23 protein-coding genes and 1 tRNA gene are annotated in these 23,117 nt (G+C 71.8%); 21 read left to right on the top strand and 3 right to left on the bottom strand.

The window, feature by feature from the left end:
* Positions 1-31 precede the first annotated feature (31 nt).
* A tRNA-Arg gene (locus SGUI_RS06430) sits at positions 32-103 on the bottom strand.
* Positions 104-188: 85 nt separating this feature from the next.
* Between SGUI_RS06430 and SGUI_RS06425 the strand changes: the two genes are divergently transcribed.
* From SGUI_RS06425 to SGUI_RS06325, 21 genes are all read left to right on the top strand, one after another.
* Positions 189-1,850, top strand: a complete 1,662-nt coding sequence (locus SGUI_RS06425; protein ID WP_066637762.1) for an arginine--tRNA ligase — start codon at positions 189-191, stop codon at positions 1,848-1,850.
* Between the two features lie 38 nt (positions 1,851-1,888).
* On the top strand, positions 1,889-2,848 hold the full coding sequence (locus SGUI_RS06420) for a homoserine dehydrogenase (protein ID WP_066637759.1): 960 nt from the start codon (positions 1,889-1,891) through the stop codon (positions 2,846-2,848).
* 249 nt (positions 2,849-3,097) lie between these two features.
* Positions 3,098-5,098 carry a transcription termination factor Rho gene (gene rho, locus SGUI_RS06415; RefSeq protein WP_083190537.1) on the top strand — a complete coding sequence of 667 codons (2,001 nt, stop codon included), beginning with the start codon at positions 3,098-3,100 and terminating at the stop codon, positions 5,096-5,098.
* 109 nt (positions 5,099-5,207) lie between these two features.
* Positions 5,208-5,423 carry a 50S ribosomal protein L31 gene (gene rpmE, locus SGUI_RS06410; protein ID WP_066637757.1) on the top strand — a complete coding sequence of 72 codons (216 nt, stop codon included), beginning with the start codon at positions 5,208-5,210 and terminating at the stop codon, positions 5,421-5,423.
* Between the two features lie 94 nt (positions 5,424-5,517).
* Positions 5,518-6,597 carry a peptide chain release factor 1 gene (prfA, locus tag SGUI_RS06405; protein ID WP_066637747.1) on the top strand — a complete coding sequence of 360 codons (1,080 nt, stop codon included), beginning with the start codon at positions 5,518-5,520 and terminating at the stop codon, positions 6,595-6,597.
* On the top strand, positions 6,594-7,448 hold the full coding sequence (gene prmC, locus SGUI_RS06400) for a peptide chain release factor N(5)-glutamine methyltransferase (protein ID WP_066637746.1): 855 nt from the start codon (positions 6,594-6,596) through the stop codon (positions 7,446-7,448). Before prfA ends, prmC begins: the two co-directional genes overlap by 4 nt.
* A gap of 323 nt (positions 7,449-7,771) precedes the next feature.
* Positions 7,772-8,635 carry an L-threonylcarbamoyladenylate synthase gene (locus tag SGUI_RS06395; protein ID WP_066637744.1) on the top strand — a complete coding sequence of 288 codons (864 nt, stop codon included), beginning with the start codon at positions 7,772-7,774 and terminating at the stop codon, positions 8,633-8,635.
* A 10-nt stretch (positions 8,636-8,645) separates the two neighbouring features.
* On the top strand, positions 8,646-9,947 hold the full coding sequence (locus SGUI_RS06390) for a serine hydroxymethyltransferase (RefSeq protein WP_066637742.1): 1,302 nt from the start codon (positions 8,646-8,648) through the stop codon (positions 9,945-9,947).
* A gap of 60 nt (positions 9,948-10,007) precedes the next feature.
* Positions 10,008-11,120, top strand: a complete 1,113-nt coding sequence (locus SGUI_RS06385; RefSeq protein WP_066637739.1) for a glycosyltransferase family 4 protein — start codon at positions 10,008-10,010, stop codon at positions 11,118-11,120.
* Positions 11,121-11,230: 110 nt separating this feature from the next.
* A complete protein-coding gene (locus tag SGUI_RS06380) occupies positions 11,231-11,668 on the top strand; it encodes a hypothetical protein (protein WP_157621757.1) in 438 nt (145 codons plus the stop codon).
* On the top strand, positions 11,665-11,928 hold the full coding sequence (locus SGUI_RS06375; RefSeq protein ID WP_022924398.1) for a hypothetical protein: 264 nt from the start codon (positions 11,665-11,667) through the stop codon (positions 11,926-11,928). Before SGUI_RS06380 ends, SGUI_RS06375 begins: the two co-directional genes overlap by 4 nt.
* A gap of 40 nt (positions 11,929-11,968) precedes the next feature.
* On the top strand, positions 11,969-12,769 hold the full coding sequence (gene atpB / locus SGUI_RS06370; protein ID WP_237141465.1) for a F0F1 ATP synthase subunit A: 801 nt from the start codon (positions 11,969-11,971) through the stop codon (positions 12,767-12,769).
* 75 nt (positions 12,770-12,844) lie between these two features.
* Entirely contained in the window at positions 12,845-13,057 is a 213-nt protein-coding gene (locus tag SGUI_RS06365) for an ATP synthase F0 subunit C (RefSeq protein ID WP_066637723.1), read from the top strand.
* 55 nt (positions 13,058-13,112) lie between these two features.
* Complete coding sequence (locus SGUI_RS06360) at positions 13,113-13,697, top strand: F0F1 ATP synthase subunit B (RefSeq protein ID WP_066637720.1); 585 nt, start codon at positions 13,113-13,115, stop codon at positions 13,695-13,697.
* A gap of 1 nt (position 13,698) precedes the next feature.
* Positions 13,699-14,520, top strand: coding sequence for a F0F1 ATP synthase subunit delta (locus tag SGUI_RS06355; RefSeq protein ID WP_066637718.1), 822 nt, complete (start codon positions 13,699-13,701; stop codon positions 14,518-14,520).
* A 69-nt stretch (positions 14,521-14,589) separates the two neighbouring features.
* On the top strand, positions 14,590-16,236 hold the full coding sequence (atpA, locus tag SGUI_RS06350) for a F0F1 ATP synthase subunit alpha (protein ID WP_066637716.1): 1,647 nt from the start codon (positions 14,590-14,592) through the stop codon (positions 16,234-16,236).
* A gap of 57 nt (positions 16,237-16,293) precedes the next feature.
* Positions 16,294-17,199, top strand: a complete 906-nt coding sequence (locus tag SGUI_RS06345) for a F0F1 ATP synthase subunit gamma (protein WP_022924393.1) — start codon at positions 16,294-16,296, stop codon at positions 17,197-17,199.
* A 19-nt stretch (positions 17,200-17,218) separates the two neighbouring features.
* Positions 17,219-18,676, top strand: coding sequence for a F0F1 ATP synthase subunit beta (gene atpD / locus SGUI_RS06340; protein WP_066637714.1), 1,458 nt, complete (start codon positions 17,219-17,221; stop codon positions 18,674-18,676).
* 147 nt (positions 18,677-18,823) lie between these two features.
* Positions 18,824-20,170 (top strand): uracil-xanthine permease family protein, encoded by a 1,347-nt coding sequence (locus SGUI_RS06335; protein ID WP_066637712.1) that lies wholly within the window; start codon positions 18,824-18,826, stop codon positions 20,168-20,170.
* A complete protein-coding gene (locus SGUI_RS06330; RefSeq protein WP_066637709.1) occupies positions 20,167-20,439 on the top strand; it encodes a F0F1 ATP synthase subunit epsilon in 273 nt (90 codons plus the stop codon). The genes SGUI_RS06335 and SGUI_RS06330 overlap by 4 nt, the downstream gene beginning before the upstream one ends.
* A gap of 16 nt (positions 20,440-20,455) precedes the next feature.
* Complete coding sequence (locus SGUI_RS06325) at positions 20,456-20,884, top strand: DUF2550 family protein (RefSeq protein WP_066637706.1); 429 nt, start codon at positions 20,456-20,458, stop codon at positions 20,882-20,884.
* Here the strand turns inward: SGUI_RS06325 and SGUI_RS06320 are convergent.
* On the bottom strand, positions 20,881-21,501 hold the full coding sequence (locus SGUI_RS06320; protein ID WP_066637695.1) for a cob(I)yrinic acid a,c-diamide adenosyltransferase: 621 nt from the start codon (positions 21,499-21,501) through the stop codon (positions 20,881-20,883). The genes SGUI_RS06325 and SGUI_RS06320 overlap by 4 nt on opposite strands.
* A gap of 33 nt (positions 21,502-21,534) precedes the next feature.
* The gene (locus SGUI_RS06315) at positions 21,535-23,061 is read right to left on the bottom strand and encodes a gamma-glutamyltransferase (RefSeq protein ID WP_066637692.1); all 1,527 of its coding nucleotides are present in this window, start codon (positions 23,059-23,061) and stop codon (positions 21,535-21,537) included.
* Between the last annotated feature and the right edge of the window lie 56 nt (positions 23,062-23,117).

Genomic DNA, 23,117 nt, shown 5'->3' with positions numbered 1-23,117 from the left:
GTTGCCTGCGCACCCTCGGTGAGGAGGGGAGCGCCCCCGGCAGGATTCGAACCTGCGCACCCGCCTCCGGAGGGCGGTGCTCTATCCCCTGAGCTACGGGGGCAACAGCGAACAACTCTAGCAGCGCCCCGACAGGTGCCCGAAATCCCGGTTCGGGCACCGGATGAGGCGCCCCTAGACTGGTGCGGGTGACCCCTGAACAGCTCGCTGCAGCGATCCATGCCGTGCTGACCGAGGCTGCCGCCTCGGGCGACCTGGCCCTCGCCGAGGCCGACGTCCCGGCCGTCGAGGCGCTGCGCGTGGAGCGACCCCGCAGCCGCGAGCACGGGGACTGGGCGAGCAACGTCGCGATGCAGCTGGCCAAGCGGGCGGGTATGCCCCCGCGCCGGCTCGCCGAGCTCGTCTCCCCGCGGCTGGAGGACGTCGCCGGGGTCGCTGCGGTCGACGTGGCCGGCCCGGGCTTCCTCAACATCACCCTCGACGCCGCGAGCGCCGGGGAGCTGGCGCGGAGCATCGTCGAGGCGGGGCCGGCCTACGGCCGCAACGACACCATGGCCGGGCGCATCATCAACCTGGAGTTCGTCTCCGCGAACCCGACCGGGCCGCTGCACATCGGGCATACCCGGTGGGCGGCCCTCGGCGACGCGCTGCACCGGCTGCTCGCGGCGAGCGGGGCGGACGTCACCGCGGAGCACTACACCAACGACGCCGGGGCGCAGACGATGCGGCTGGCGACCTCGGTCCTGGCCCGCGCCCGCGGCGAGGAGGTGCCCGAGGGCGGGTATGCCGGCGACTACGTCGACGCGCTCGCCGAGCAGGTGCAGCAGGCCCGGCCCGACCTGCTCTCCCTCCCCGAGGAGGAGGCGCTCGAGGTCTGCCGCGACACCGGCATGGCGCTCCAGGTCGCCGCGAACGAGCAGACGCTCACCGACTTCCACGTGACCTTCGACGTGTGGTTCAGCGAGAAGAGCCTGCACGACGCCGGGGCGGTGGCCCAGGCGGTCGACCGGCTCCGCGAGCAGGGCCACGTCTACGACGCCGACGGTGCCGTCTGGCTGCGCACCACCGACTTCGGCGACGACAAGGACCGGGTGCTCATCCGGGCCAACGGGGAGCCCACCTACTTCGCCGCGGACTGCGCCTACTACCTGTCGAAGAAGGACCGCGGCTTCCCGGAGAAGGTCTACATGCTCGGGGCGGACCACCACGGCTACGTCGGCCGGCTCAAGGCGATCGCCGCCTGCGCCGGGGACGACCCCGAGACCAACATCGAGGTCCTCATCGGCCAGCTCATCAACATCAGCGGCGAGCGGATGGGCCGGCGCCGCGGCAACGCCGTCTACCTCTCCGACCTGCTCGACTGGATCGGCGCCGACCCCATCCGCTACAGCCTGGGCCGGTTCCCCGCCGACACCCCGCTCGACCTCGACGGCGAGGAGCTGCGCAAGCGGTCCAACGACAACCCCGTGTTCTACGTGCAGTACGCGCACGCCCGCACCTGCAACGTCGCCCGCCTGGCGGGCGAGGACGGGGTGCGTCGCGAGGACGGATTCGACCCCGCGCTGCTGGACCACCCGACCGAGTCGGTCCTGCTGGCCGCGCTCGGCGACTTCCCGCGCGTCGTCGCCCAGGCTGCCCAGCTGCGCGAGCCGCACCGGGTGGCCCGCTACCTCGAGGACCTCGCCGGCCACTTCCACAAGTGGTACGACGAGTGCCGCGTCCGGCCGATGAGCGCGGAGGAGGAGATCACCGACCTGCACCGCACCCGGCTGTGGCTCAACGACGCCATGCGGCAGGTCCTCGCCAACGGCCTCGACCTGCTCGGCGTCAGCGCACCGGAGCGGATGTGAGCGAGGTGTCTCAGACGGGCACGGCCTCCGCTGCCCCTGTGCGGGTCGCCCTCCTCGGCGGCGGGACCGTCGGCGCCGCCGTCGCCCGCGCCCTGCTGCAGCATCCCGACCGGTATGCCGCGCGCCTCGGCGCCCCGGTGGAGCTGCTCGGAGTGGCGGTCCGGGACACCACCCGGGTGCGCGAGGGCATACCGGCCGACCTGCTGACCGACGACCCGCACGCGCTGGCGCAGGACGCGGACGTGATCGTGGAGCTCATGGGCGGGCTGGAGCCCGCCGGCGAGCTCATCGAGGCGGCCCTGCGTCGCGGGGCCCAGGTGGTGAGCGCCAACAAGCAGCTGCTCACCCGGCGCGGCGTGGAGCTGCAGGCGCTGGCGCAGGAGCACGGCGCGGGGCTGCACCACGAGGCGGCCGTCATGGCCGCGGTGCCGGTGCTGGCCGTCGTGCGGGAGTCCCTGGCCGGTGACGAGATCACCCGGATCCGGGGGATCGTCAACGGCTCGACCAACTACGTCCTCGACCTCGTCGCCCGGGAAGGGGTGCCCTTCGCCGACGCGGTGCGCCAGGCCGGGGAGCTGGGCTACCTGGAGGCGGACCCCACCGAGGACCTCGAGGGGCTGGACGCCGCCGCCAAGATCGCCCTGCTGGCCCGGACCGCCTGGGACGTCCCGGCGCCGCCGGACGAGGTCGACGTCACCGGGATCTCCGGGCTCACCGACGCCGACTTCGCGGCCGCCGCGGAGCAGGGCGGGGTGCTCAAGCTGGTCGCGAGCGCCGAGCGGGGCGCGGACGGTGCGGTGCGCTGCGCCGTGCGGCCGGAGGTGCTGCCCGCCGAGGACCCGCTCGCGCGGACCCGGGGCGGCACCAACCTGGTCGAGCTGGACACCGTGCTCGCCGGGCCGGTGACCCTCGTCGGTGCCGGCGCCGGTGGGGACGAGACCGCCTCGGCCGTGCTCGGCGACCTCGTGCGCGCCGGTCTCGCGGTCGCCCGCCGCTGACCGTGTCGGTATGGATCGGCGCACCCTGCGTGTTATCTTGAGGGCGTCTCGTGACCACGCCGACCATGTGATGGTCGGCTCCGAGGCACCTCACACGCACGGGCCTTCGACCATCAGTGACGTGTCCTGATCTTTGAGGCCGCCAGCTCCGGGTCGTCCCCGTGCGAGTCCGACCGTGGTGCCACTTCTCGTGCATCGCGACACCTCAGACCCCGAACCGGTGCAGACCGAAGGGGGAAGGAATCCCACGTGACTGAGATCACCGACGCCAGCGCGACCCGCACGGGCGCGCTGAGCACCCTGCGCCTGGCCGAGCTGCAGCAGCTCGCGTCCGGCATGGGCATCACCGTGAACCCCAAGATGCGCAAGGCGGACCTGGTGTCCGCCATCCGGGAGCAGCGCGGGGGCGCCGCCTCCACCAACGGCGCGGCGCGTCCGCCGGCCGAGCAGGACCGCCCCGCCGAGGGTGGCCGGCCGGCGCAGGGGCGCCGGCAGGAGGGCTCGAGCGGCCAGGGCGGCGACGCCGCCGGCCTGGAGGCCGCGCTGGACCGCGCACAGGCCGAGCGCGAGGACACCGAGACCCCGGGCAACGGCTCCCGTACCCGGCGCAGCCGTCGCGGCGGTGCCGCCGCCGGCGCGCCCCGCACCGCGCAGGAGCGTGGCGGCGACGACCAGGACGCCCCCCAGCAGGAGCGCGAGCAGCGGCGGGACGACCGCGAGAGCGGGCAGGACGGCCGCCAGGACGAGCAGCGCGACCGGCAGCAGGGCCAGCGCGACCGCCAGGACGACTCCCGTCAGCAGCCCCGCCACGGCGACCAGGGCCAGCAGTCCCGCCAGGGCGACGGGCAGTCCCGTCAGGGCGGCGACCAGGGTCAGCAGGGCGACGGGCAGGGGCAGCGTCGTCAGGGCGAGAACGACCGCGACAACGACGACGACGACGGCAACCGCCGGGGGCGCCGCCGCAACCGCAACCGCAACCGGGACCGCAAGCGCGGCCGTGGCGGCCAGCAGGGTGGCGGCCAGCAGGGCGGGGGCCAGCAGGAGGCCGAGAGCTACACCGAGGAGGACGTGCTCGTCCCGGTGGGCGGTGTGGTCGACCTGCTCGACAGCTACGCCTTCATCCGTACCACCGGCTACCTGCCCGGCCCGACCGACGTCTACGTCCCGATGGGCATGGTCAAGCGGCACGGGCTGCGCAAGGGCGACGCCGTCACCGGTGTCATCAAGGCCCCGCAGGAGGGCAACGACGCCGGCCAGCACACCGTGTCCTCGACCGGCAACAAGCGGGACAAGGGCAAGTTCAGCGCGCTGGTGCGGCTGGACAGCATCAACGGCCAGGAGGCGGAGCAGGCACGCCGCCGGCCGGAGTTCTCCAGCCTCACCCCGCTCTACCCGCAGCAGCGGCTGCGGCTCGAGACCGAGCAGAAGAACCTCACCACCCGGATCATCGACCTGGTCGCCCCCATCGGCAAGGGCCAGCGCGGACTGCTGGTGGCGCCGGCCAAGGCGGGCAAGACCCTGATCCTGCAGGCCATCGCCAACGCGATCACCACGAACAACCCTGAGGTCCACCTCATGGTCGTCCTCGTGGACGAGCGCCCGGAGGAGGTCACGGACATGCAGCGTGCGGTCAAGGGCGAGGTCATCTCCTCGACCTTCGACCGCCCGGCCAGCGACCACACGACGGTCGCCGAGCTGGCGATCGAGCGGGCCAAGCGCCTGGTCGAGATGGGGGGCGACGTGGTGGTGCTCCTGGACTCCATCACCCGCCTGGGCCGCGCCTACAACCTGGCGGCCCCGGCCTCGGGCCGCATCCTGTCCGGTGGTGTCGACTCGGCCGCGCTCTACCCCCCGAAGAAGTTCTTCGGCGCCGCGCGCAACATCGAGAACGGCGGCTCCCTGACGATCCTGGCGACCGCTCTCGTCGAGACCGGCTCCAAGATGGACGAGGTGATCTTCGAGGAGTTCAAGGGCACCGGCAACATGGAGCTCAAGCTCGACCGCCAGCTCGCCAACCGCCGGATCTTCCCGGCGGTCGACATCAACGCCTCCGGCACGCGGCGCGAGGAGATCCTCATGAGCTCGGAGGAGCTGAAGATCATGTGGAAGCTGCGCCGGGTCCTGGCGGCGCTCGACCAGCAGCAGGGAATCGAACTGCTCATCGACCGGTTGAAGAAGACGAAGCACAACTACGAGTTCCTCACCCAGGTCCAGCAGACCAGCTCGGTCCGGCTGGACGACGAGGACTGAGCGGTCCGCCGGACCGTCCAGATCACGTAGACTGATCCGCTGGCCCACCGGTTCACGGCCGCGCACCCGCGCGGGCGACCCGGGGACATACGCCATCCCGAGGAGAGACATGCAGAAGGACATCCACCCGGAGTACGTCGAGACCCAGGTCACCTGCACCTGCGGCGCGTCGTTCACCACCCGGAGCACCGCCACGTCCGGCCGCATCAACGCCGACGTCTGCTCCAACTGCCACCCGTTCTACACGGGCAAGCAGAAGATCCTGGACACCGGTGGCCGGGTGGCCCGCTTCCAGGAGCGCTACGGCAAGAAGGCCGCCAACTAGGACCCGTGCAGCGCCGGTCCCGCGAGATGCTCGTGGGGCCGGCGTTCGCCGTTCCCGGCGACCTCGATCCACGTCACCACCTGAGGAGGGCACGGTGTTCGACTCCGCCCGACCGCTGCTCGAGGAGCACGCGGACATCGAGCGGCAGCTCGCCGACCCCGCGGTGCACGGCGACCCCTCGGCGCTGCGGCGGCTCAACAAGAGGTATGCCGCCCTCGGGCCGGTCGTCGCGGCATACCGGTCCTGGGAGACGGCGACCGGTGACCTCGAGGCCGCGCGCGAGCTCGCGCAGGAGGACCCGGCCTTCGCGGCCGAGCTGCCCGACCTGGAGCAGGCGGCCGGGGACGCGGCGGAGCACCTGCGGCGCCAGCTCGTCCCGCGCGACCCGGACGACGACCGCGACGTGATCCTCGAGGTCAAGGCCGGAGAGGGCGGCGAGGAGTCGGCGCTCTTCGCCGGGGACCTCATGCGGATGTACCTGCGCTACGCCGAGCGGCGGGGCTGGCGGACCGAGATGCTCGACGCCACCCCCTCGGACCTCGGCGGCTACAAGGAGGCCCGGGTGTCGGTGGCGGCGCCGGGCACGCCGCAGCCGGGTGACGCGCCGTGGGCCCGGCTGAAGTACGAGGGCGGCGTCCACCGGGTGCAGCGGGTGCCGGTCACCGAGAGCCAGGGCCGGGTGCACACCTCGGCGGCCGGGGTGCTCGTCATGCCCGAGATCGAGGACCCGGCCGAGGTCGACCTCGACCCGCACGACCTCAAGATCGACGTCTTCCGCTCCTCCGGGCCCGGCGGGCAGTCGGTCAACACGACCGACTCCGCGGTCCGGATCACGCACCTGCCGACCGGGCTGGTCGTCTCCTGCCAGAACGAGAAGAGCCAGCTGCAGAACAAGGAGTCGGCCCTGCGCGTGCTCCGCGCGCGCCTGCACCAGATCGCCGTCGAGGAGGCCGAGGCGGCGGCCAGCCAGGCCCGGCGCAGCCAGGTCCGGACCGTGGACCGCAGCGAGCGCATCCGCACCTACAACTTCGGGGAGAACCGCATCGCCGACCACCGGACCGGCTTCAAGGCCTACAACCTGGACCAGGTGCTCGACGGCGACCTCGACCCGGTCGTGCAGTCCGCCGTGGACGCGGACGAGGCCGCGCGGCTGGACGCCGTGAGCCGGCAGTGACCGTCGACGAGCTGGTCCGCGCCGCCACCCGGCGGCTGGCCGGCGCGGGGGTGCCGAGCCCGGGGGTCGACGCCGAGCTGCTGCTCGCGCACGCCCTCGGGCAGGACGTCTCCCAGGTGCGGCGGGGCAGGGTGCTGCGCGAGAGCGTCGGGGCGCAGGCGCACGCCCGCTTCCTCGAGCTGGTGGTCCGCCGCGCGGGGCGCGAGCCGCTGCAGCACCTCACCGGCACCGCGCACTTCCACGGGCTGGACCTGAGCGTGGGGCCGGGGGTCTTCGTCCCGCGTCCCGAGACCGAGACGCTGGTCGACCTCGCGCTGCGGCACCTGGCGCCGCTGCGGGAGCCGGTCGTCGTCGACCTGTGCACCGGCAGCGGGGCCGTCGCGCTCGCGATCGCCGTGGCCCGACCGGACGCCCGGGTGGGCGCCGTGGAGCTGTCTCCCGAGGCATACCGGTATGCCCGCGCCAACGTCGCCGCGCTCGGTGCCGACGTCGACCTGCGGCTGGGGGAGGCGCAGGAGGCCTTCGCCGACCTGCTGGGCCGGGTCGACGTCGTGGTGAGCAACCCGCCCTACATCCCGCCGGACGCCGTGCCGGTCGACGTCGAGGTGCGCGAGCACGACCCGGGGCTGGCGCTCTACGGCGGTGGGGCCGACGGGCTCGAGGTCCCGGCGCAGGTGGCGGCCCGGGCCCGGGACCTGCTGCGCCCGTCCGGTGCCTTCCTCATGGAGCACGCCGACGTCCAGGGTGCCGCCGTGGTCGAGCTTCTCATGGGGGCGGGCTGGGAGTCCGTCCTCGACCACGCCGATCTTTCCGGCAAGCCTCGGGTCGTGCAGGCGCGCACGTCAACCTGACACCCCTGCAACGAGCGGCGTCGTGGACCCGTGGCATCACAACGACCCTCGGCGAGAACGCCGAGGGTCGTTGCCGGTGAGACGTGGGACTCACATGGCTGAGAAGATCCAGATCAGCAGGGCGATGATCAACAGAACTCCGACGATGGTCCAGATCATTCCGCTACCGCGCATACAAAGCACTCCTTCGTGTGGGTCGGGCGCCGGTGGGCGCGTGCGTCAACCTTCAACTGAACACGGATCGGATGAAAGCCGCAACCCGAACAGACACCTGCGGCTCGTGCAACGATGAGCGCCTATCGCATCGACTCGAGGGAGGCCCCATGTCCGCCACGCCGCCGCAGGACCGCCTGCTCGACTGCACGGAGGAGAACCAGCGCGAGTCCTCGCTCGCCCGTGCCGCGGAGGTGGTTCGTGAGGGCAAGGTGGTGGTCCTGCCGACCGACACGGTCTACGGCGTGGGGGCCGACGCCTTCGACGTCGTCGCGGTGGCGATGGTCCTCGCGGCCAAGCACCGCGGGCGCGAGATGCCTCCGCCCGTGCTGGTGCCGAACCCCCGGACCGTCGACGGCCTGGCGACCGACCTGCCGATGTATGCCCGGATGCTCATGCGCCACTTCTGGCCCGGGCCGCTCACGCTCGTGCTGCGGGCCCAGCCCTCGCTGCAGTGGGACCTGGGCGAGACGAACGGCACCGTCGCGCTGCGCATGCCGGACGACGAGATCGCCCTGAGCCTGCTCGCCGAGGTCGGGCCGCTGGCCGTGTCCAGCGCCAACGTCACCGGCCAGCCCGCCGCGACCACGGCGCAGGAGGCCCTGGACCAGCTCGGCGGAGCGGTCGCCGCCTATCTCGACGGCGGCCCGCGGACCGGCGGGGAGCCGTCGACCATCCTCGACTGCACGGGGGAGGAGCCGGTCGTGCTGCGCCTCGGTGCGCTGGGCGCCGAGGACATCCGGGCGGTGCTGGGGAGGACCGTCCTGCACGACTCGCCCTCCGACGCCGAGCCCGCCGCTGAGGGTGGGGAGCACGACGGCATACCCGAGGGTGACGCCGCCGGGGACGACGACGCCCAGGACGACCGGGCGGCGCTCGTCGGGTCGGTGCGACCGAGCGGGGTCCCGGCGGCCTCGGGATCGATGCGCACCATCCCTGCGACCTCCTCCGCAGGGGAGCCGAGCACCCCCTAGAGTGAGGACCATGACGACCCGCGTGAGTCCGGACACCTACTACGGCCCCTCCTTCTCCGCGCTGCTGGAGCAGGATCCGGACATCGCCGGGCTCCTCGTCTCCGAGCTGGACCGGCAGCGGGCCGGGATCCAGCTCATCGCGAGCGAGAACCAGACGAGCCCCGCCGTGCTCGCCGCCCTGGGGTCCACGCTGTCCAACAAGTATGCCGAGGGCTACCCGGACGCCCGCTACTACGGCGGGTGCGCCGAGGTCGACAAGGTGGAGAAGCTCGCGATCGAGCGGGCCAAGGAGCTCTTCGGCGCCGACCACGCCAACGTGCAGCCGCACTCCGGGGCGAGCGCCAACCAGGCGGTCTACGGCGCCTTCGCGTCGCCGGGGGACACCATCCTGGCCATGTCCCTGGACCACGGCGGGCACCTCACCCACGGCTTCAAGGTGAGCTTCTCGGGCAAGTGGTTCAACGCCGTGCACTACGGCGTCGCCCAGGACACCGAGGACATCGACTACGACCAGGTCGAGGCACTGGCCAAGGAGCACCGGCCCAGGATCATCCTCGCGGGCGGCTCGGCGATCCCGCGCCTCATCGACTTCGAGCGCTTCCGCGCGATCGCCGACGAGGTCGGTGCGATCTTCTGGGTGGACGCCGCGCACTTCATCGGGCTGGTCGCCGGCAAGGTCATCCCGTCGCCGGTGCCGCATGCCGACATCGTGTCCTTCACGACGCACAAGGTGCTGCGCGGTCCGCGCGGCGGGGCGATCGTCTGCAAGGAGGAGCACGCGAAGAAGATCGACCGCGCGGTCTTCCCCATGATGCAGGGCGGCCCGCTCATGCACGGCGTCGCCGGCAAGGCGGTCAACTTCGCCGAGTGCATGACCCCGGCCTACCAGGCCTACGCCCAGCAGGTGCTCGACAACGCGGCCGCGCTGGCGGGTGCGCTCGACGCCCACGACATCCGGCCCATCACGGGAGGGACCGACACCCACCTCTCCCTGCACGACCTGCGCGGCGTCGGGGTCACCGGCCGGGACGCCGAGGCCCGCTGCGACGCCGCAGGGATCGTGCTCAACAAGAACGCCATCCCGTTCGACCCGGAGAAGCCCAACGTGGCCTCGGGCATCCGGGTGGGCAGCCCCTCGGTCACCACCCAGGGCATGGGCACCGAGCAGATGGGCACCATCGCCGACCTCATCCACCGGGCCGTCACCGAGACCGACGGCGACCCGGAGCACCCGGTGGCCCGGGAGATCCGGGCGCAGGTCGGCGAGCTCGTGACGTCCTACCCCGCCTACCCCGAGCCCGCCGCGGGCTGACTCGGGACGGCGCCGCGCGGCATACCGCCGTCGCGAGCCGCCGAGAGGGGAGAGGCGCCGGTGCGCGAGTTCATGATGGTGCTGCTGACAGCAGCGATCGTGACCTACCTGGCCACCCCCCTGGTCCGCCGCCTCGCCCTGCGCGTGGGAGCCATCACCGCGGTGCGCGACCGCGACGTCCACTCGGTGCCGATCCCTCGGCTCGGCGGGGTCGCCATGCTGCTGGGCTTCGCGGCGGCGGTGCTGCTCGGCTCCCAGCTGCCCTACCACGGGCAGCTCTTCGACGCGACGCCCCGGCTCTTCGGCGTGCTGGCAGCCGCGGCCCTCATCACCGCGCTCGGGGCCATCGACGACATCCGCGAGCTGGACTGGATGACCAAGCTGGCCGGACAGATCCTGGCCGGCGGGATCATGGCGTTCTACGGCGTGCGGCTGCTCTCGCTGCCCATCCTGGGCGTGACCTACCTGCCCGAGCCGGTGATGGTGACCCTGACCATCCTCGTCGTCGTCATCTCCACCAACGCGGTGAACTTCATCGACGGGCTGGACGGGCTCGCGGCGGGCGTGGTGCTCATCGCGGCAGGGGCGTTCTTCGGCTGGACCTACCTGATCAGCCGCAACTTCGACCCGCCCAACGTCTTCTCCGAGGCGACCTTCATCAGTGCCGCCCTCATCGGGGTGTGCCTGGGCTTCCTGCCGCACAACTTCCACCCGGCGCGTCTCTTCATGGGGGACGCCGGGGCGCTGCTGCTCGGCCTGCTGCTCGCGGCGGCGACCATCTCGATGACGGGGTCGGTGGACCCGAGCTCCTCGGTCGCCAGCGCCTCCGCGGCGACGGCCTTCCTGCTCCCGATCCTCATCCCGCTCGCCATCCTCGCCCTGCCCTTCCTCGACATGGTGCTGGCCGTCCTGCGGCGGACCAGGGCAGGTCAGCTGCCGTGGAAGCCGGACCGCGGCCACCTGCACCACCGGATGCTCGACATCGGGCACAGCCACCGGCGGGCGGTGGTGCTCCTCTACCTCTGGGCCCTGCTCATCGCGGCGGGGAGCGTGTCCTTCGCCTACCTGCCCTTCTGGGTGTCGCTGACCGGCATCCTCGGGCTGCTCGTCCTGGCCGTGGGGCTGACCTGGCGTGCCGAGCCGGCACGCTCCTCCGACGCCACCTCGACGTAGGCCTGTGACCAGCGGGTTCGTGGCCCACCCCGTGCTTGTGATAACTTTCACAAGCGCGTCGCCCTGAGATGCCAGACCACCACACACGACCCGGGACGGAACGAGCCGACATGTCCGAGCGCCACGTGACAGAAGATGTCGCGGCTCGCATGGTGCGGCGTGCCTCCGTGGGCACCCTGGTGGGGCTCGCTGCCGCGGTGCTCCTCACCGGTCTGTTCCGCTCCTGGGGCGCGGCCGGGTCCGTCGTCCTCGCCGGGATCGTCGTCGTCGGGGCCCTCACCGCGGGGCTCGTCGCCGTCCGGTGGCTGCTGCGGCAGCACGAGGCGGTCGTCCTGCCCGGGGCCTTCATGATCCTGCTGGTGGTGGTCGTGCTGCTGGCCTCGGTCGCCCTGGTCCTGCGGGGCGAGCCGTGGCTCGAGCGCGGGCCCTTCGCCCTCTCCGCCCTGCTCAGCGCGGTGCTCTACCAGGTGTTCCTCGTGCAGGTCTACCTCACCGGGCGCCAGCCGGCGCTGGACGTGTCCCTGCCGGGTGAGGGAGGGGCGCGATGAGGTACTCGCTGTTCGGTCACACCCCGAAGCGCGACGACGGGCTCCCGCCCCGGGACGACCGGGACGAGGGCGGTCAGAGCCCGGAGACCTCGATGGGCACCAGCGTCATCTCCTACCTGCTCGCCGGCCCCATCCTCTTCGGCGGGATCGCCCTGCTCGTGGGCCGGTGGATCGGCCAGGACTGGGTGGTCGCCGTCGGCATCCTCGCGGGAATGGCTCTGTCCATCTACATCATCTGGGTCAGGTACGGTACTCAATGACATCCCTGCTGGCCCCCGATCACGTTGCGAAGGAGTTCGCGTGACCAGTGTGACCCTGGGACGACCACTAGTCCTGGCGGACGAGTCCGGTTTCCACGCCCCGTCCCCGGCCGACTTCTGGCAGCCCTACTTCGGGCCGGAGGGCTGGGAGATCACCCGCCCGATGTTCGTCATGACGCTCGTCACCATCGGCCTCGTGGCGCTGCTCACGCTGGGCACCAAGAACCTCCGGCTCGTCCCCGGCAAGGGCCAGTTCCTCTTCGAGACGGTCTACGGCTTCGTCCGCAACGACATCTCGCGTGACCTCATCGGCAGCAAGCACTACAAGAGGTACGTCCCGTTCCTGCTGGCCATCTTCTTCTTCGTGCTCGCCAACAACCTCATGGGTATCACCCCGCTCGTGATGCTCGCGCCGACGGCGGTCATCGGGGTGCCCATCGCACTCACCGCGGTGGTCTACGTCGTCTACCACCTGGCCGGCTTCCGGCAGCAGGGCTTCATCGGCTACTTCAAGCACATGGTGCCGGAGGGCGTGCCGCTGGTCATCCGGCCGGTCGTACTGCTCCTGGAGATCTTCAGCTACTTCGTCACCCGGCCCCTCACGCTGGCCCTGCGACTCTTCGGCAACATGTTCGCCGGTCACATGATCCTCACCCTCTTCGTCGCCGGCGGCTGGTTCCTGGTGCAGCAGGGTGCGCTCATGGCGATCGCCGGTGCCGGGTCCTTCCTCATGGCCTTCCTCATGACCTTCTTCGAGCTGCTCATCCAGGTCGTCCAGGCCTACGTCTTCACGCTGCTCGCGGCCTCCTACATCGGCGACGGACTCGCCGAGGGCCACTGACCCCCTAACCGAATACCGAGACCGCACGATCGACCGGCTGCCACCAGCCGGTGACACCACACAGAAAGAGACACAATGGAAGCCCTTGCTCCCGCCATCGCCCTGGTCGGCTACGGCCTGTCCACCATCGGCCCGGCCATCGGTGTCGGCCTCATCTTCGCCGCCTACCTCAACGGTGTGGCCCGCCAGCCCGAGGCCCGCGGCGCGCTGACGCCGTTCACCATCCTCGGCTTCGCCGTCGCCGAGGCCCTGGCCATCCTGGGCTTCGTCCTCTTCTTCATCGTCTAAGGAAGTCGCGTCGGCCTACCGGGCGCCGCCCGCTCATCTTGCTGAAGGAGACACCGTGTCGCTACAGACGCTGGTCGTGAGGACCGCGGAGGGGACCGAGGAGCGATCCCCGATCTTCCCGCACACGCCGGAGCTGGTCTGGGGCCTGCTCATGTTCGGCGTCATCTTCCTGGTCGTCTGGAAGGTCGCCTGGCCCCGCCTCGAGGGCATCGTGACCGCACGCCAGGACGCCATCGAGGGCGGCATGGAGCGTGCCGAGAAGGCGGAGGCCGAGGCCGCCGCCGCCAAGAAGAAGTACGAGGAGCAGCTCGGCGACGCCCGGGCCGAGGCCGCGCACATCCGCGAGAAGGCCAAGGAGCAGGGCGCGCAGATCATCGCCGAGATGCGCGAGCAGGCCAACGTCGAGGCCCACCGCATCACCGAGACCGCGCACAAGCAGATCGAGGCCGAGCGTCAGCAGGCCATGGTCCAGCTGCGCGGCGAGGTGGGGCAGATCTCCACCGCGCTGGCCAGCAAGATCGTCGGGGAGTCCCTCGACGACGAGGCGCGGCAGCGTGGGATCGTCGACCGCTTCCTCGCCGACCTCGACTCCGGAGCCATCACCCCGGAGAAGCTCGGCGCGGGCGACGAGGGTCGCTGACATGGACAGCGCCTACCGCCGCTCCCTCCACGGGGCCCGCGAGGGTCTGCACGAGGTGCTCGAGCACGACGGCGGGTCCGTCGACCCGGCGCGTGTCGGGGAGGACCTCTGGGCCCTGGCCCGTCTCGTGGACGGCAACGCCGTGCTGGCGCGCACCCTGGCCGACCCCTCGCGGGAGGGCTCCGAGCGGGCCGCGATCACCGAGCGTCTGCTCAGCGGCAAGATCGGTGACGGGGCGCTGCACGCCGCCAAGGCCACGGTGTCCCAGCGCTGGTCCGGTGTGACCGACCTGGCCACCGCGCTCGAGCGGGTGTCGGTGGAGGCCCAGCTCGTGCACGCGCAGCGTGCCGGGAGGCTGGACCAGGTGGAGGACGAGCTCTTCCGCTTCAGCCGCATCGTCGAGTCCACCCCCGACCTGCAGTCCGCGCTCGGCGACCGGCGTGCGCCGGTCGCGGCGAAGCGCTCCCTCGTGGAGCGGCTGCTCTCGGTCAAGGCCGCCCCGGAGACCGTCACCCTGGCCGCCCAGGCCGCGGTCGGCGTCCGCGGTGCCCGCGTGGAGCGCACGCTCGTGGCCTACCTCGAGCAGGCCGCCGAGCTCCAGGACCAGGTGACCGCGGTCGTCACCACGGCCATCCCGCTGCGGCCCGAGCAGGAGGAGTCGCTGCGCTCCACGCTCAGCCGGCAGTACGGCCGCACCGTCCACACCAACGTGGTCATCGACCCCGATGTCGTCGGTGGCATCCGGGTGGAGATCGGCGACGAGGTCATCGACGGCACGGTGAGCCACCGGCTCGACCAGGCCCGGCGCCTCATGGCCGGCTGACCCTACCCACCACAGACCCCACAGCACCGGCCCGACCACAAGCCCAGGGCCACGACGAGGAGAAGAGACATGACGGAGCTTTCGATCCGTCCCGAGGAGATCCGGGACGCCCTGGACCAGTTCGTCCAGTCCTACGAGCCGGGCAGCGCCTCGCGCGAAGAGGTCGGCCGGGTGGTCGACGCCGGTGACGGCATCGCCCACGTCGAGGGCCTGCCCTCGGTGATGACCAACGAGCTGCTCGAGTTCGCCGACGGCACGCTCGGGCTGGCGCTCAACCTCGACGTGCACGAGGTCGGCGTCATCGTCCTCGGCGACTTCTCCGGGATCGAGGAGGGCCAGGACGTCCGCCGCACCGGCGAGGTGCTCTCGGTGCCCGTCGGCGACGGTTACCTCGGTCGCGTCGTCAACCCCCTGGGCCAGCCGATCGACGGCCTCGGCGACATCGAGACCGACGGCCGCCGTGCGCTGGAGCTGCAGGCTCCCGGCGTCATGGCCCGCAAGTCGGTGCACGAGCCGCTGCAGACCGGCATCAAGGCGATCGACTCGATGATCCCGATCGGCCGTGGCCAGCGCCAGCTCATCATCGGCGACCGGCAGACCGGCAAGACCACGGTCGCGATCGACACGATCCTCAACCAGAAGGCCAACTGGGAGTCCGGTGACCCGGACAAGCAGGTGCGCTGCATCTACGTCGCGATCGGCCAGAAGGGCTCGACCATCGCCTCGGTGCGCGGCACGCTGGAGGAGCAGGGCGCGCTCGACTACACGACGATCGTCGCCGCCCCTGCCTCGGACGCGGCCGGCTTCAAGTACCTCGCCCCCTACACCGGCTCGGCCATCGGCCAGCACTGGATGTACGACGGCAAGCACGTGCTCATCGTCTTCGACGACCTGTCCAAGCAGGCCGAGGCCTACCGCGCCGTGTCGCTGCTGCTGCGCCGTCCGCCGGGCCGCGAGGCCTACCCGGGCGACGTCTTCTACCTGCACTCGCGGCTGCTCGAGCGTTGCGCCAAGCTCTCGGACGAGATGGGCGCGGGCTCGATGACCGGGCTGCCGATCATCGAGACCAAGGCTGGTGACGTCTCGGCCTACATCCCGACCAACGTCATCTCCATCACCGACGGACAGATCTACCTCCAGGCGGACCTGTTCAACTCCAACGTCCGCCCGGCGATCGACGTCGGTGTCTCGGTGTCCCGCGTCGGTGGCGCCGCGCAGATCAAGGCGATGAAGTCGGTCTCCGGACGGCTCAAGGTCGACCTCGCGCAGTTCCGCGAGATGGAGGCCTTCGCGATGTTCGCCTCCGACCTGGACGACGCCTCCAAGGCCCAGCTGGCCCGCGGCGCGCGCATGGTCGAGATCCTCAAGCAGCCCCAGTCCTCCCCGGTCTCGGTCGAGGACCAGGTCGCGGTCATCTGGGCCGGCACCAACGGACACATCGACGAGGTGCCGGTGAGCGACGTCCGCCGCTTCGAGACCGAGTGGGTCGAGTTCCTGCACCGCGAGCACGACGGCCTGCTGGACGGCATCCGCGAGAGCGGCAAGCTCGGGGACGACACCGAGCAGGCCCTCAAGGACGCGATGAGCGCCTTCCAGTCCGAGTTCACCCCGGACGACAGCGCCGAGGTCGGTGTCGGCTCCGCCGAGGAGGACCCGGCCGAGGCCATGGGCGATGACGAGGTCGACCAGGAGCAGCTGACCGTCCAGCGCAGCTGACGCGCCGGGCATACCAGCTGACCGAACGACCACCAGCGAAGACGAGAGAGGCGAGATATGGGAGCGCAGCAGCGGGAGTACCGCCAGCGCAGCCGGTCCGTCCAGTCGACGAAGAAGATCACCCGGGCGATGGAGCTCATCGCCGCGTCCCGGGTGGTCAAGGCGCGGCAGCGGGTCGCGGAGACGACGCCGTACGCCCGGGCGATCACCCGGGCGGCGTCGGCGGTCGCCACCCACGCGCACGTCGACCACCCGCTCACCACGAAGCGGGACGAGCAGAAGCGGGCCGGGGTGCTCATCATCACCTCCGACCGCGGGCTCGCCGGGGCCTACGCGGCCAACGTGCTCAAGCGCAGCGAGCAGCTGCGCGAGCTCGTCCAGGACTCCGGGATGGAGTTCGTCCCCTACCTGACCGGGCGCAAGGCGGAGTCGTACTACAACTTCCGCAACCGGGACTACGCGGACTCCTGGAGCGGCTTCTCGGACTCCCCGACCTTCGACGTCGCGCAGGAGATCTCCAAGCGGCTCATCGGCGAGTTCACCCGGGGCAGCGACGGCGCCGAGGGTGGGGTGGACGAGATCCACCTCGTCTACACCCGCTTCGTCAACATGGTGACCCAGGAGGTGCAGGTCACCCGCCTGCTGCCGCTGGAGGTCGTCGAGGACGCGGCGCCCAAGACGCCGGAGAACGGCTTCCCGCTCTACGAGTTCGAGCCGGACGCCGCCGAGGTGCTGGACGCCCTGCTGCCGCGCTACATCACCTCCCGGATCTGGAACGCCCTGCTCCAGTCCGCCGCCTCCGAGCTGGCCGCGCGCCAGCGGGCCATGAAGTCGGCGACGGACAACGCCGAGGAGCTCATCAAGACGTACACCCGTCTTGCCAACCAGGCCCGTCAGGCCGAGATCACCCAAGAGATCAGCGAAATCGTGGGCGGCGCGAGCGCCCTCGCCGACGCCAAGTAGTGAGAGGAAGCACGTAGCCATGACTGCTACCACCGAGGCTCCCAGCACGGAGCAGACCCAGGGCGCCGTGGGTCGGCTGGCCCGGATCATCGGCCCCGTCGTCGACGTCGAGTTCCCCCCCGGACAGATGCCGGCGCTCTACAACCTGCTGAAGACCGAGGTCGAGGTGGGCGGGGACACCAAGACCGTCAACCTCGAGGTCGCCCAGGACATCGGCGACAACATGGTGCGCGCCATCTCCCTGCAGCCGACCGACGGCCTCGTCCGCGGTGCGCAGGTGCAGGACACCGGCGGCCCCATCACCGTACCGGTCGGCGACGTGACCCTCGGGCACGTCTTCAACGCCACCGGGGACGTGCTCGACCTGCCCGAGGGGGAGACCCTCGAGGTCAACGAGCGCTGGGGCATCCACCGCCAGGCTCCGGCCTTCGACCAGCTGGAGTCCAAGACCCAGATGTTCGAGACCGGCATCAAGGTCATCGACCTGCTGACCCCCTACGTGCAGGGCGGCAAGATCGGCCTGTTCGGCGGGGCCGGGGTCGGCAAGACGGTGCTCATCCAGGAGATGATCGCCCGTGTCGCCCGCGACCACGGCGGTGTGTCCGTCTTCGCCGGCGTGGGTGAGCGCACCCGCGAGGGCAACGACCTCATCGTCGAGATGGAGGAGGCCGGCGTCCTCGGCCAGACCGCCCTGGTCTTCGGCCAGATGGACGAGCCGCCGGGCACCCGGCTGCGGGTCGCGCTGTCCGCGCTGACGATGGCGGAGTACTTCCGCGACGTCCAGAAGCAGGACGTGCTGCTCTTCATCGACAACATCTTCCGCTTCACCCAGGCCGGGTCCGAGGTGTCGACGCTGCTGGGCCGTATGCCCTCCGCCGTCGGCTACCAGCCGAACCTCGCCGACGAGATGGGCACGCTGCAGGAGCGGATCACCTCCACCCGTGGTCACTCGATCACCTCGATGCAGGCGATCTACGTGCCGGCCGACGACTACACCGACCCGGCCCCGGCGACCACCTTCGCCCACCTGGACGCGACGACCGAGCTGTCCCGCCCGATCGCCTCGCAGGGCATCTACCCGGCCGTGGACCCGCTGACCTCGACCAGCCGGATCCTCGACCCGCGCTACATCAGCCAGGAGCACTACGACACCGCGGTCCGGATCAAGTCGATCCTGCAGCGCTACAAGGAGCTGCAGGACATCATCGCGATCCTCGGTATCGACGAGCTCTCCGAGGAGGACAAGATCCTCGTCGGCCGCGCCCGTCGCATCCAGCGGTTCCTGTCGCAGAACACCTACGTCGCCAAGCAGTTCACCGGCATCGAGGGCTCGACCGTGCCGCTGAGCGAGACCATCGAGGCCTTCACCAAGGTCGCCGACGGTGACTACGACCACCTCCCGGAGCAGGCCTTCTTCATGTGCGGTGGCCTCGAGGACGTCGAGCGCCAGGCGGCCGAGCTGGAGAAGAACAGCTGACCGCTCTCCGCGACCGAACAGGCCTTGTGTCCCGCGACCGCGGGACACAAGGCCTGTTCGGTGCCACCGGGCGCCAGACGCAAGGCCTGTCCGGTGCGGGGTGCGGGCGGACCGAAGGCCTGTCCGGTCGGGACGAAGGGGAGAGGGATGCGCTGGACCGTTCACGGTGACGGCCGCCGGATCGCGCCGGGCGAGGTCGTCGGGCCCGGGGAGCGGCTGGCGTGGCTGCCGACGGTCGGGATCGGCATGCAGCACGTGGTGGCGATGTTCGGCGCCACCTTCCTCGTCCCGCTCATCACCGGCTTCCCGCCGAGCACGACGCTGCTCTTCAGCGGCCTCGGCACGGCGCTGTTCCTGCTCATCACGCGCAACCAGGTGCCGTCCTACCTCGGCTCCAGCTTCGCCTTCCTCGCGCCGATCGCGGCCGCGCAGGCGGAGCACGGGCCGGCCGGCGCCCTCGGCGGCGTGGTGCTGGCCGGCATCGGGCTCGCGGCCGTCGGGCTGGTGGTGCAGCTCGTCGGGCACCACTGGATCGCCCGCCTCATGCCGCCGGTGGTCACCGGCACGATCGTCGCGCTCATCGGGCTCAACCTCGCGCCGGCCGCGTGGGGCAACGTCCAGGAGGCCCCGGTCACGGCGCTGGCCACCCTCGTCGCGATCCTGCTCTGCACCGTCCTCTTCCGCGGCCTGCTCGGCCGCCTGTCGATCCTGCTCGGCGTCCTCGTCGGGTATGCCGTCGCGCTGCTCCGCGGCGAGGTCGACACCTCCGTGGTCGCCGACGCCGGCTGGCTGGGTGCGCCGCCGCTCATGGCCCCCGAGTTCCACCTCGGGGTGGTGGGGCTCTTCCTGCCGGTCGTCCTCGTCCTCGTGGCCGAGAACGTCGGGCACGTGAAGTCGGTGGCGCAGATGACCGGTGACTCGGCCGACGCGCTCGACCACATGCTCGGGCGCACCCTCCTCTCCGACGGCCTGGCGACCACCCTCGCCGGGGCCGGCGGTGGCTCGGGGACCACCACCTACGCCGAGAACATCGGCGTCATGGCGGCGACGCGGGTCTACTCCACGGCGGCCTACTGGGTGGCGGCGCTCACCGCGGTCGCCCTGGCCTTCCTGCCGAAGTTCGGGGCGCTCATCCAGACCGTGCCCGCCGGCGTCCTCGGCGGCGCCGCCACGGTGCTCTACGGCATGATCGGGATCCTCGGGGTGCGCATCTGGGTGGAGAACCGCGTCGACTTCGGCAACCCGATCAACCTCTCGACCGCGGCGGTCGCCCTCGTCGTCGGGATCGCCAACTACACCTGGGCCACCGGTGCGCTGACCTTCGAGGGCATCGCCCTCGGCACGGCCGCGGCCCTGCTCGTCTTCCACGGGATGCGGGCGATCAACCGGGTCACCGGGGCCGTCGACCCCGGGCTCGCGGCGGGTGCCGCCCCGCGGGAGCGGGCCGGTAGACTGGAGGACCGAACCACCCACCCGAAGGGACATCACTCGTGAGTGCACTGCAGGTCGAGCTCGTCGCCGCGGACCGCAAGGTCTGGGAGGGCGAGGCGTCGATGGTGAGCGCCCGCAGCATCGAGGGCGACCTCGGCATCATGCCGGGCCACACCCCCGTGCTCGCGGTCCTGGTCCAGGGCCAGGTGCGCATCACCACCGGAGGCTCGGCGCAGGAGGTCACCATCGACGGGGGCTTCCTCTCCGTCGACGAGGACAAGGTGGTCATCGTCGCCGAGCGGGTCGACGCCGGCTCGCTGGCCACGAGCTGACCCTCCCCTCCCGCACATGACCGGTTCCCTCGTCCTGGTGCTCATGGCCGTCGTCGGCGGTCTGGTCATCCTGGGCCTGGGGCTGTTCACCTTTCACCTGGCCGGGCAGCGGGGCAGCACCTGTCCCCCCATGCCGGCCGCCTACCGCTCCGACGACGCCGAGTCCTGGCGCCGCGGCACGCTGCGCTTCACCGAGGACCGCCTCGCCCTCCGGGGACGGGGCGGTCTGTCCGTCGGCCCCTGGATGCGCGGCAACCTCGACCTCGGCGTGGCCGGTGCGCTGGACCCGCAGGACGCCGCGGACCTGGGTGGCGCCCAGCTCATCCGGGTGCCGGTCCGCTACGGCACGGCCAGCTTCGAGCTCGCGCTCGGCGAGCAGCACTACACCGCGTTGCGCTCCTGGGTCGAGGCCGTCCCACCCGGCTGGAACTCGCAGGTCGCCTAGGCCGGCTCCCGCCCCCCGCCGGGCTGCCACAGGACCTCTCCGTCGCCCGCCCGCGCCGCGACCCGGGCGAGGATGAAGAGCAGGTCGGAGAGCCGGTTGAGGTAGGTCGCGGTGAGCGGGTTGACGCCGCCCTCGCCCTTGTCCGCCCCCTGCGCCGAGGGCTGGTCGCCGTACTCCGCCAGCGCCGCCCAGGCCGACCGCTCCGCGCGCCGGGCCACGGTGCGCGCCTGGTGCAGCAGCGCCGCCCCGGGGGAGCCGCCCGGGAGGATGAACGAGCGCAGGGCCGGCAGGTCGGCGTTGTAGCGGTCGCAGTCGGCCTCCAGCTCCTCGACCCACTCCTGCCGGACCCGCAACGGCTCCCAGGCATACTCCGCCTTGAGCGGCATGCACAGGTCGGCGCCGACGTCGAAGAGGTCGTTCTGGATGCGGGACAGCGTCTCGCGCACGTCCTCCGGGAGGTCGCCGCAGGCGAGCGCGACCCCGATGACCGCGTTGGTCTCGTCGGTGTCGGCGTAGGCGGCCAGCCGCACGTCGGTCTTCGCCGTGCGGCCGTTGTCGCCGAGCGCGGTGCTGCCGCCGTCGCCGGTGCGGGTGTAGATCCGGGTGAGGTTGACCATGACCGCATGCTCCCACGTGCGGCCGTCCGCGGCTCAGGTGACCAGGGTGGCGGCGACCCGGCGGTCGTCGGCGGCCGCGGTGAGCTCGCCGTCGGGTGCGCGCAGGGCCGCGCCCACGCCCCCGAAGTACATCGAGCTCGGCGCGTGCTCGAAGCGGGTCAGCCCGGCGGCGTCGAGGCTCTCGGCGATCTCGGCGTCCTCCTCGTGGTCGATCCGGGTCGTGCCGTCCTGCAGCCGGCGCGGGTGCATCCGCGGCCGGTCGATCGCCGTCTGCAGGTCCTCGCCGTGCCGGGCCATGTGGGTGAGGACCTGGGCCAGGGCCGTGGTGATCCGGTCGGCGCCCGGGGTGCCGATGGCCAGCACCGCGCCGTCGTCGCGGCGGGCGGTCGTCGGCGCCATGTTGGAGGCCAGCCGGGTCCCCGGGGCCAGCGCGTGCAGGCCGAGGCGGTTGAGCTCGAGCTCGCCGAGGGAGTTGTTGGCGACGAGCCCGGTGCCCCGGATCGTCATGCCCGAGCCGTAGCCCGCGGACGCGGTGAGCGCGCACGCCATACCGTCGCCGTCGACCACCGAGACGTGCGCGGTCGAGGGCGAGGTCGGCAGCCCGGTCGCCCCGATCCGGTGCAGCGTCTGCAGCAGCTCGGCACCGGCGGCCTCGAGGTCCTCGGAGATGTCGATCCGGTCGAGCCGGATGTCGAGCACGTCCTTCATGACCAGCGCGACCTGCGCCGGGTCGATCTCGCCGCTCGTCGCACCGAGCAGCCGGAGCAGCGCCGTGAGCACCGGCCCGCCGATCGAGGGGGGAGGGTTGCAGCCGAGGTCCCAGGGGCCGAGCCGGCTGCGGAGGGCGGTCCGCACCACCGGCTGGTATGCCTCGAGGTCGGCGAGCGACAGCAGCCCGCCGCGCTCGCGCATGTCGGCGTCGATCGCCCGGGCCACGTCGCCGCGGTAGGCGTCGGCCGCGCCCTGCGCGCCGAGGTGCTCGAGGGTGTCGGCGAGCACCGGATCGACGACGTGGTGCCCGACCGGGGGCGGCCCGCCGTCGACGGTGAGCAGGGCCTGCGTCGCCGGGTCCCACGCCAGGATGGTGTCGGTGACGAGCACGAGGTAGGACTGCGCCGTGCGGCTCAGCGGGTAGCCCGCCCGCGCCACGTCCGCCGCCGGCTGCATCAGCTCTGCCCAGGGCGCGGCGCCGAAGCGCTGGTGCGCCCACCCCATGGCCGCCAGCATCCCGGGCGTGGCCACCGAGCCCGGACCGACATACGTCACCATGCCGCCGCCGTAGTCCGAGGCGGCCTCGATCATCCCGGTCCCGCGGACGTCCTCGCTCATGCCCCGGCCCGGCATCTCGACGTTGCCGTCGACGACGACCGGGTCGGAGCCGTCGGCCCACACGTTGACGAAGCACCCGCCGAGCGTGGAGACGACCCCGGGCTCGGTGACCGTCGCGGTCACCATCGCCGCGATCGCAGCGTCCACCGCCGTCCCGCCCGAGGCGAGGGCGTGCCGGGCGGCCTCGGTGGCGTGCGTGTTGGGGGCGGCGATCGCGGCGGGACGGGTCACGGGTCCGATTGTGCCGCAGCCGCGGGGCTGCGGGTGCGGGCACCACACCGGGCCGT

The organism is Serinicoccus hydrothermalis (genome assembly GCF_001685415.1).
Classification (GTDB): Bacteria; Actinomycetota; Actinomycetes; order Actinomycetales; family Dermatophilaceae; genus Ornithinicoccus; species Ornithinicoccus hydrothermalis.
Note: the sequence above shows the minus strand (reverse complement) of the source record. Positions and strands in the feature narration are given on the sequence as shown.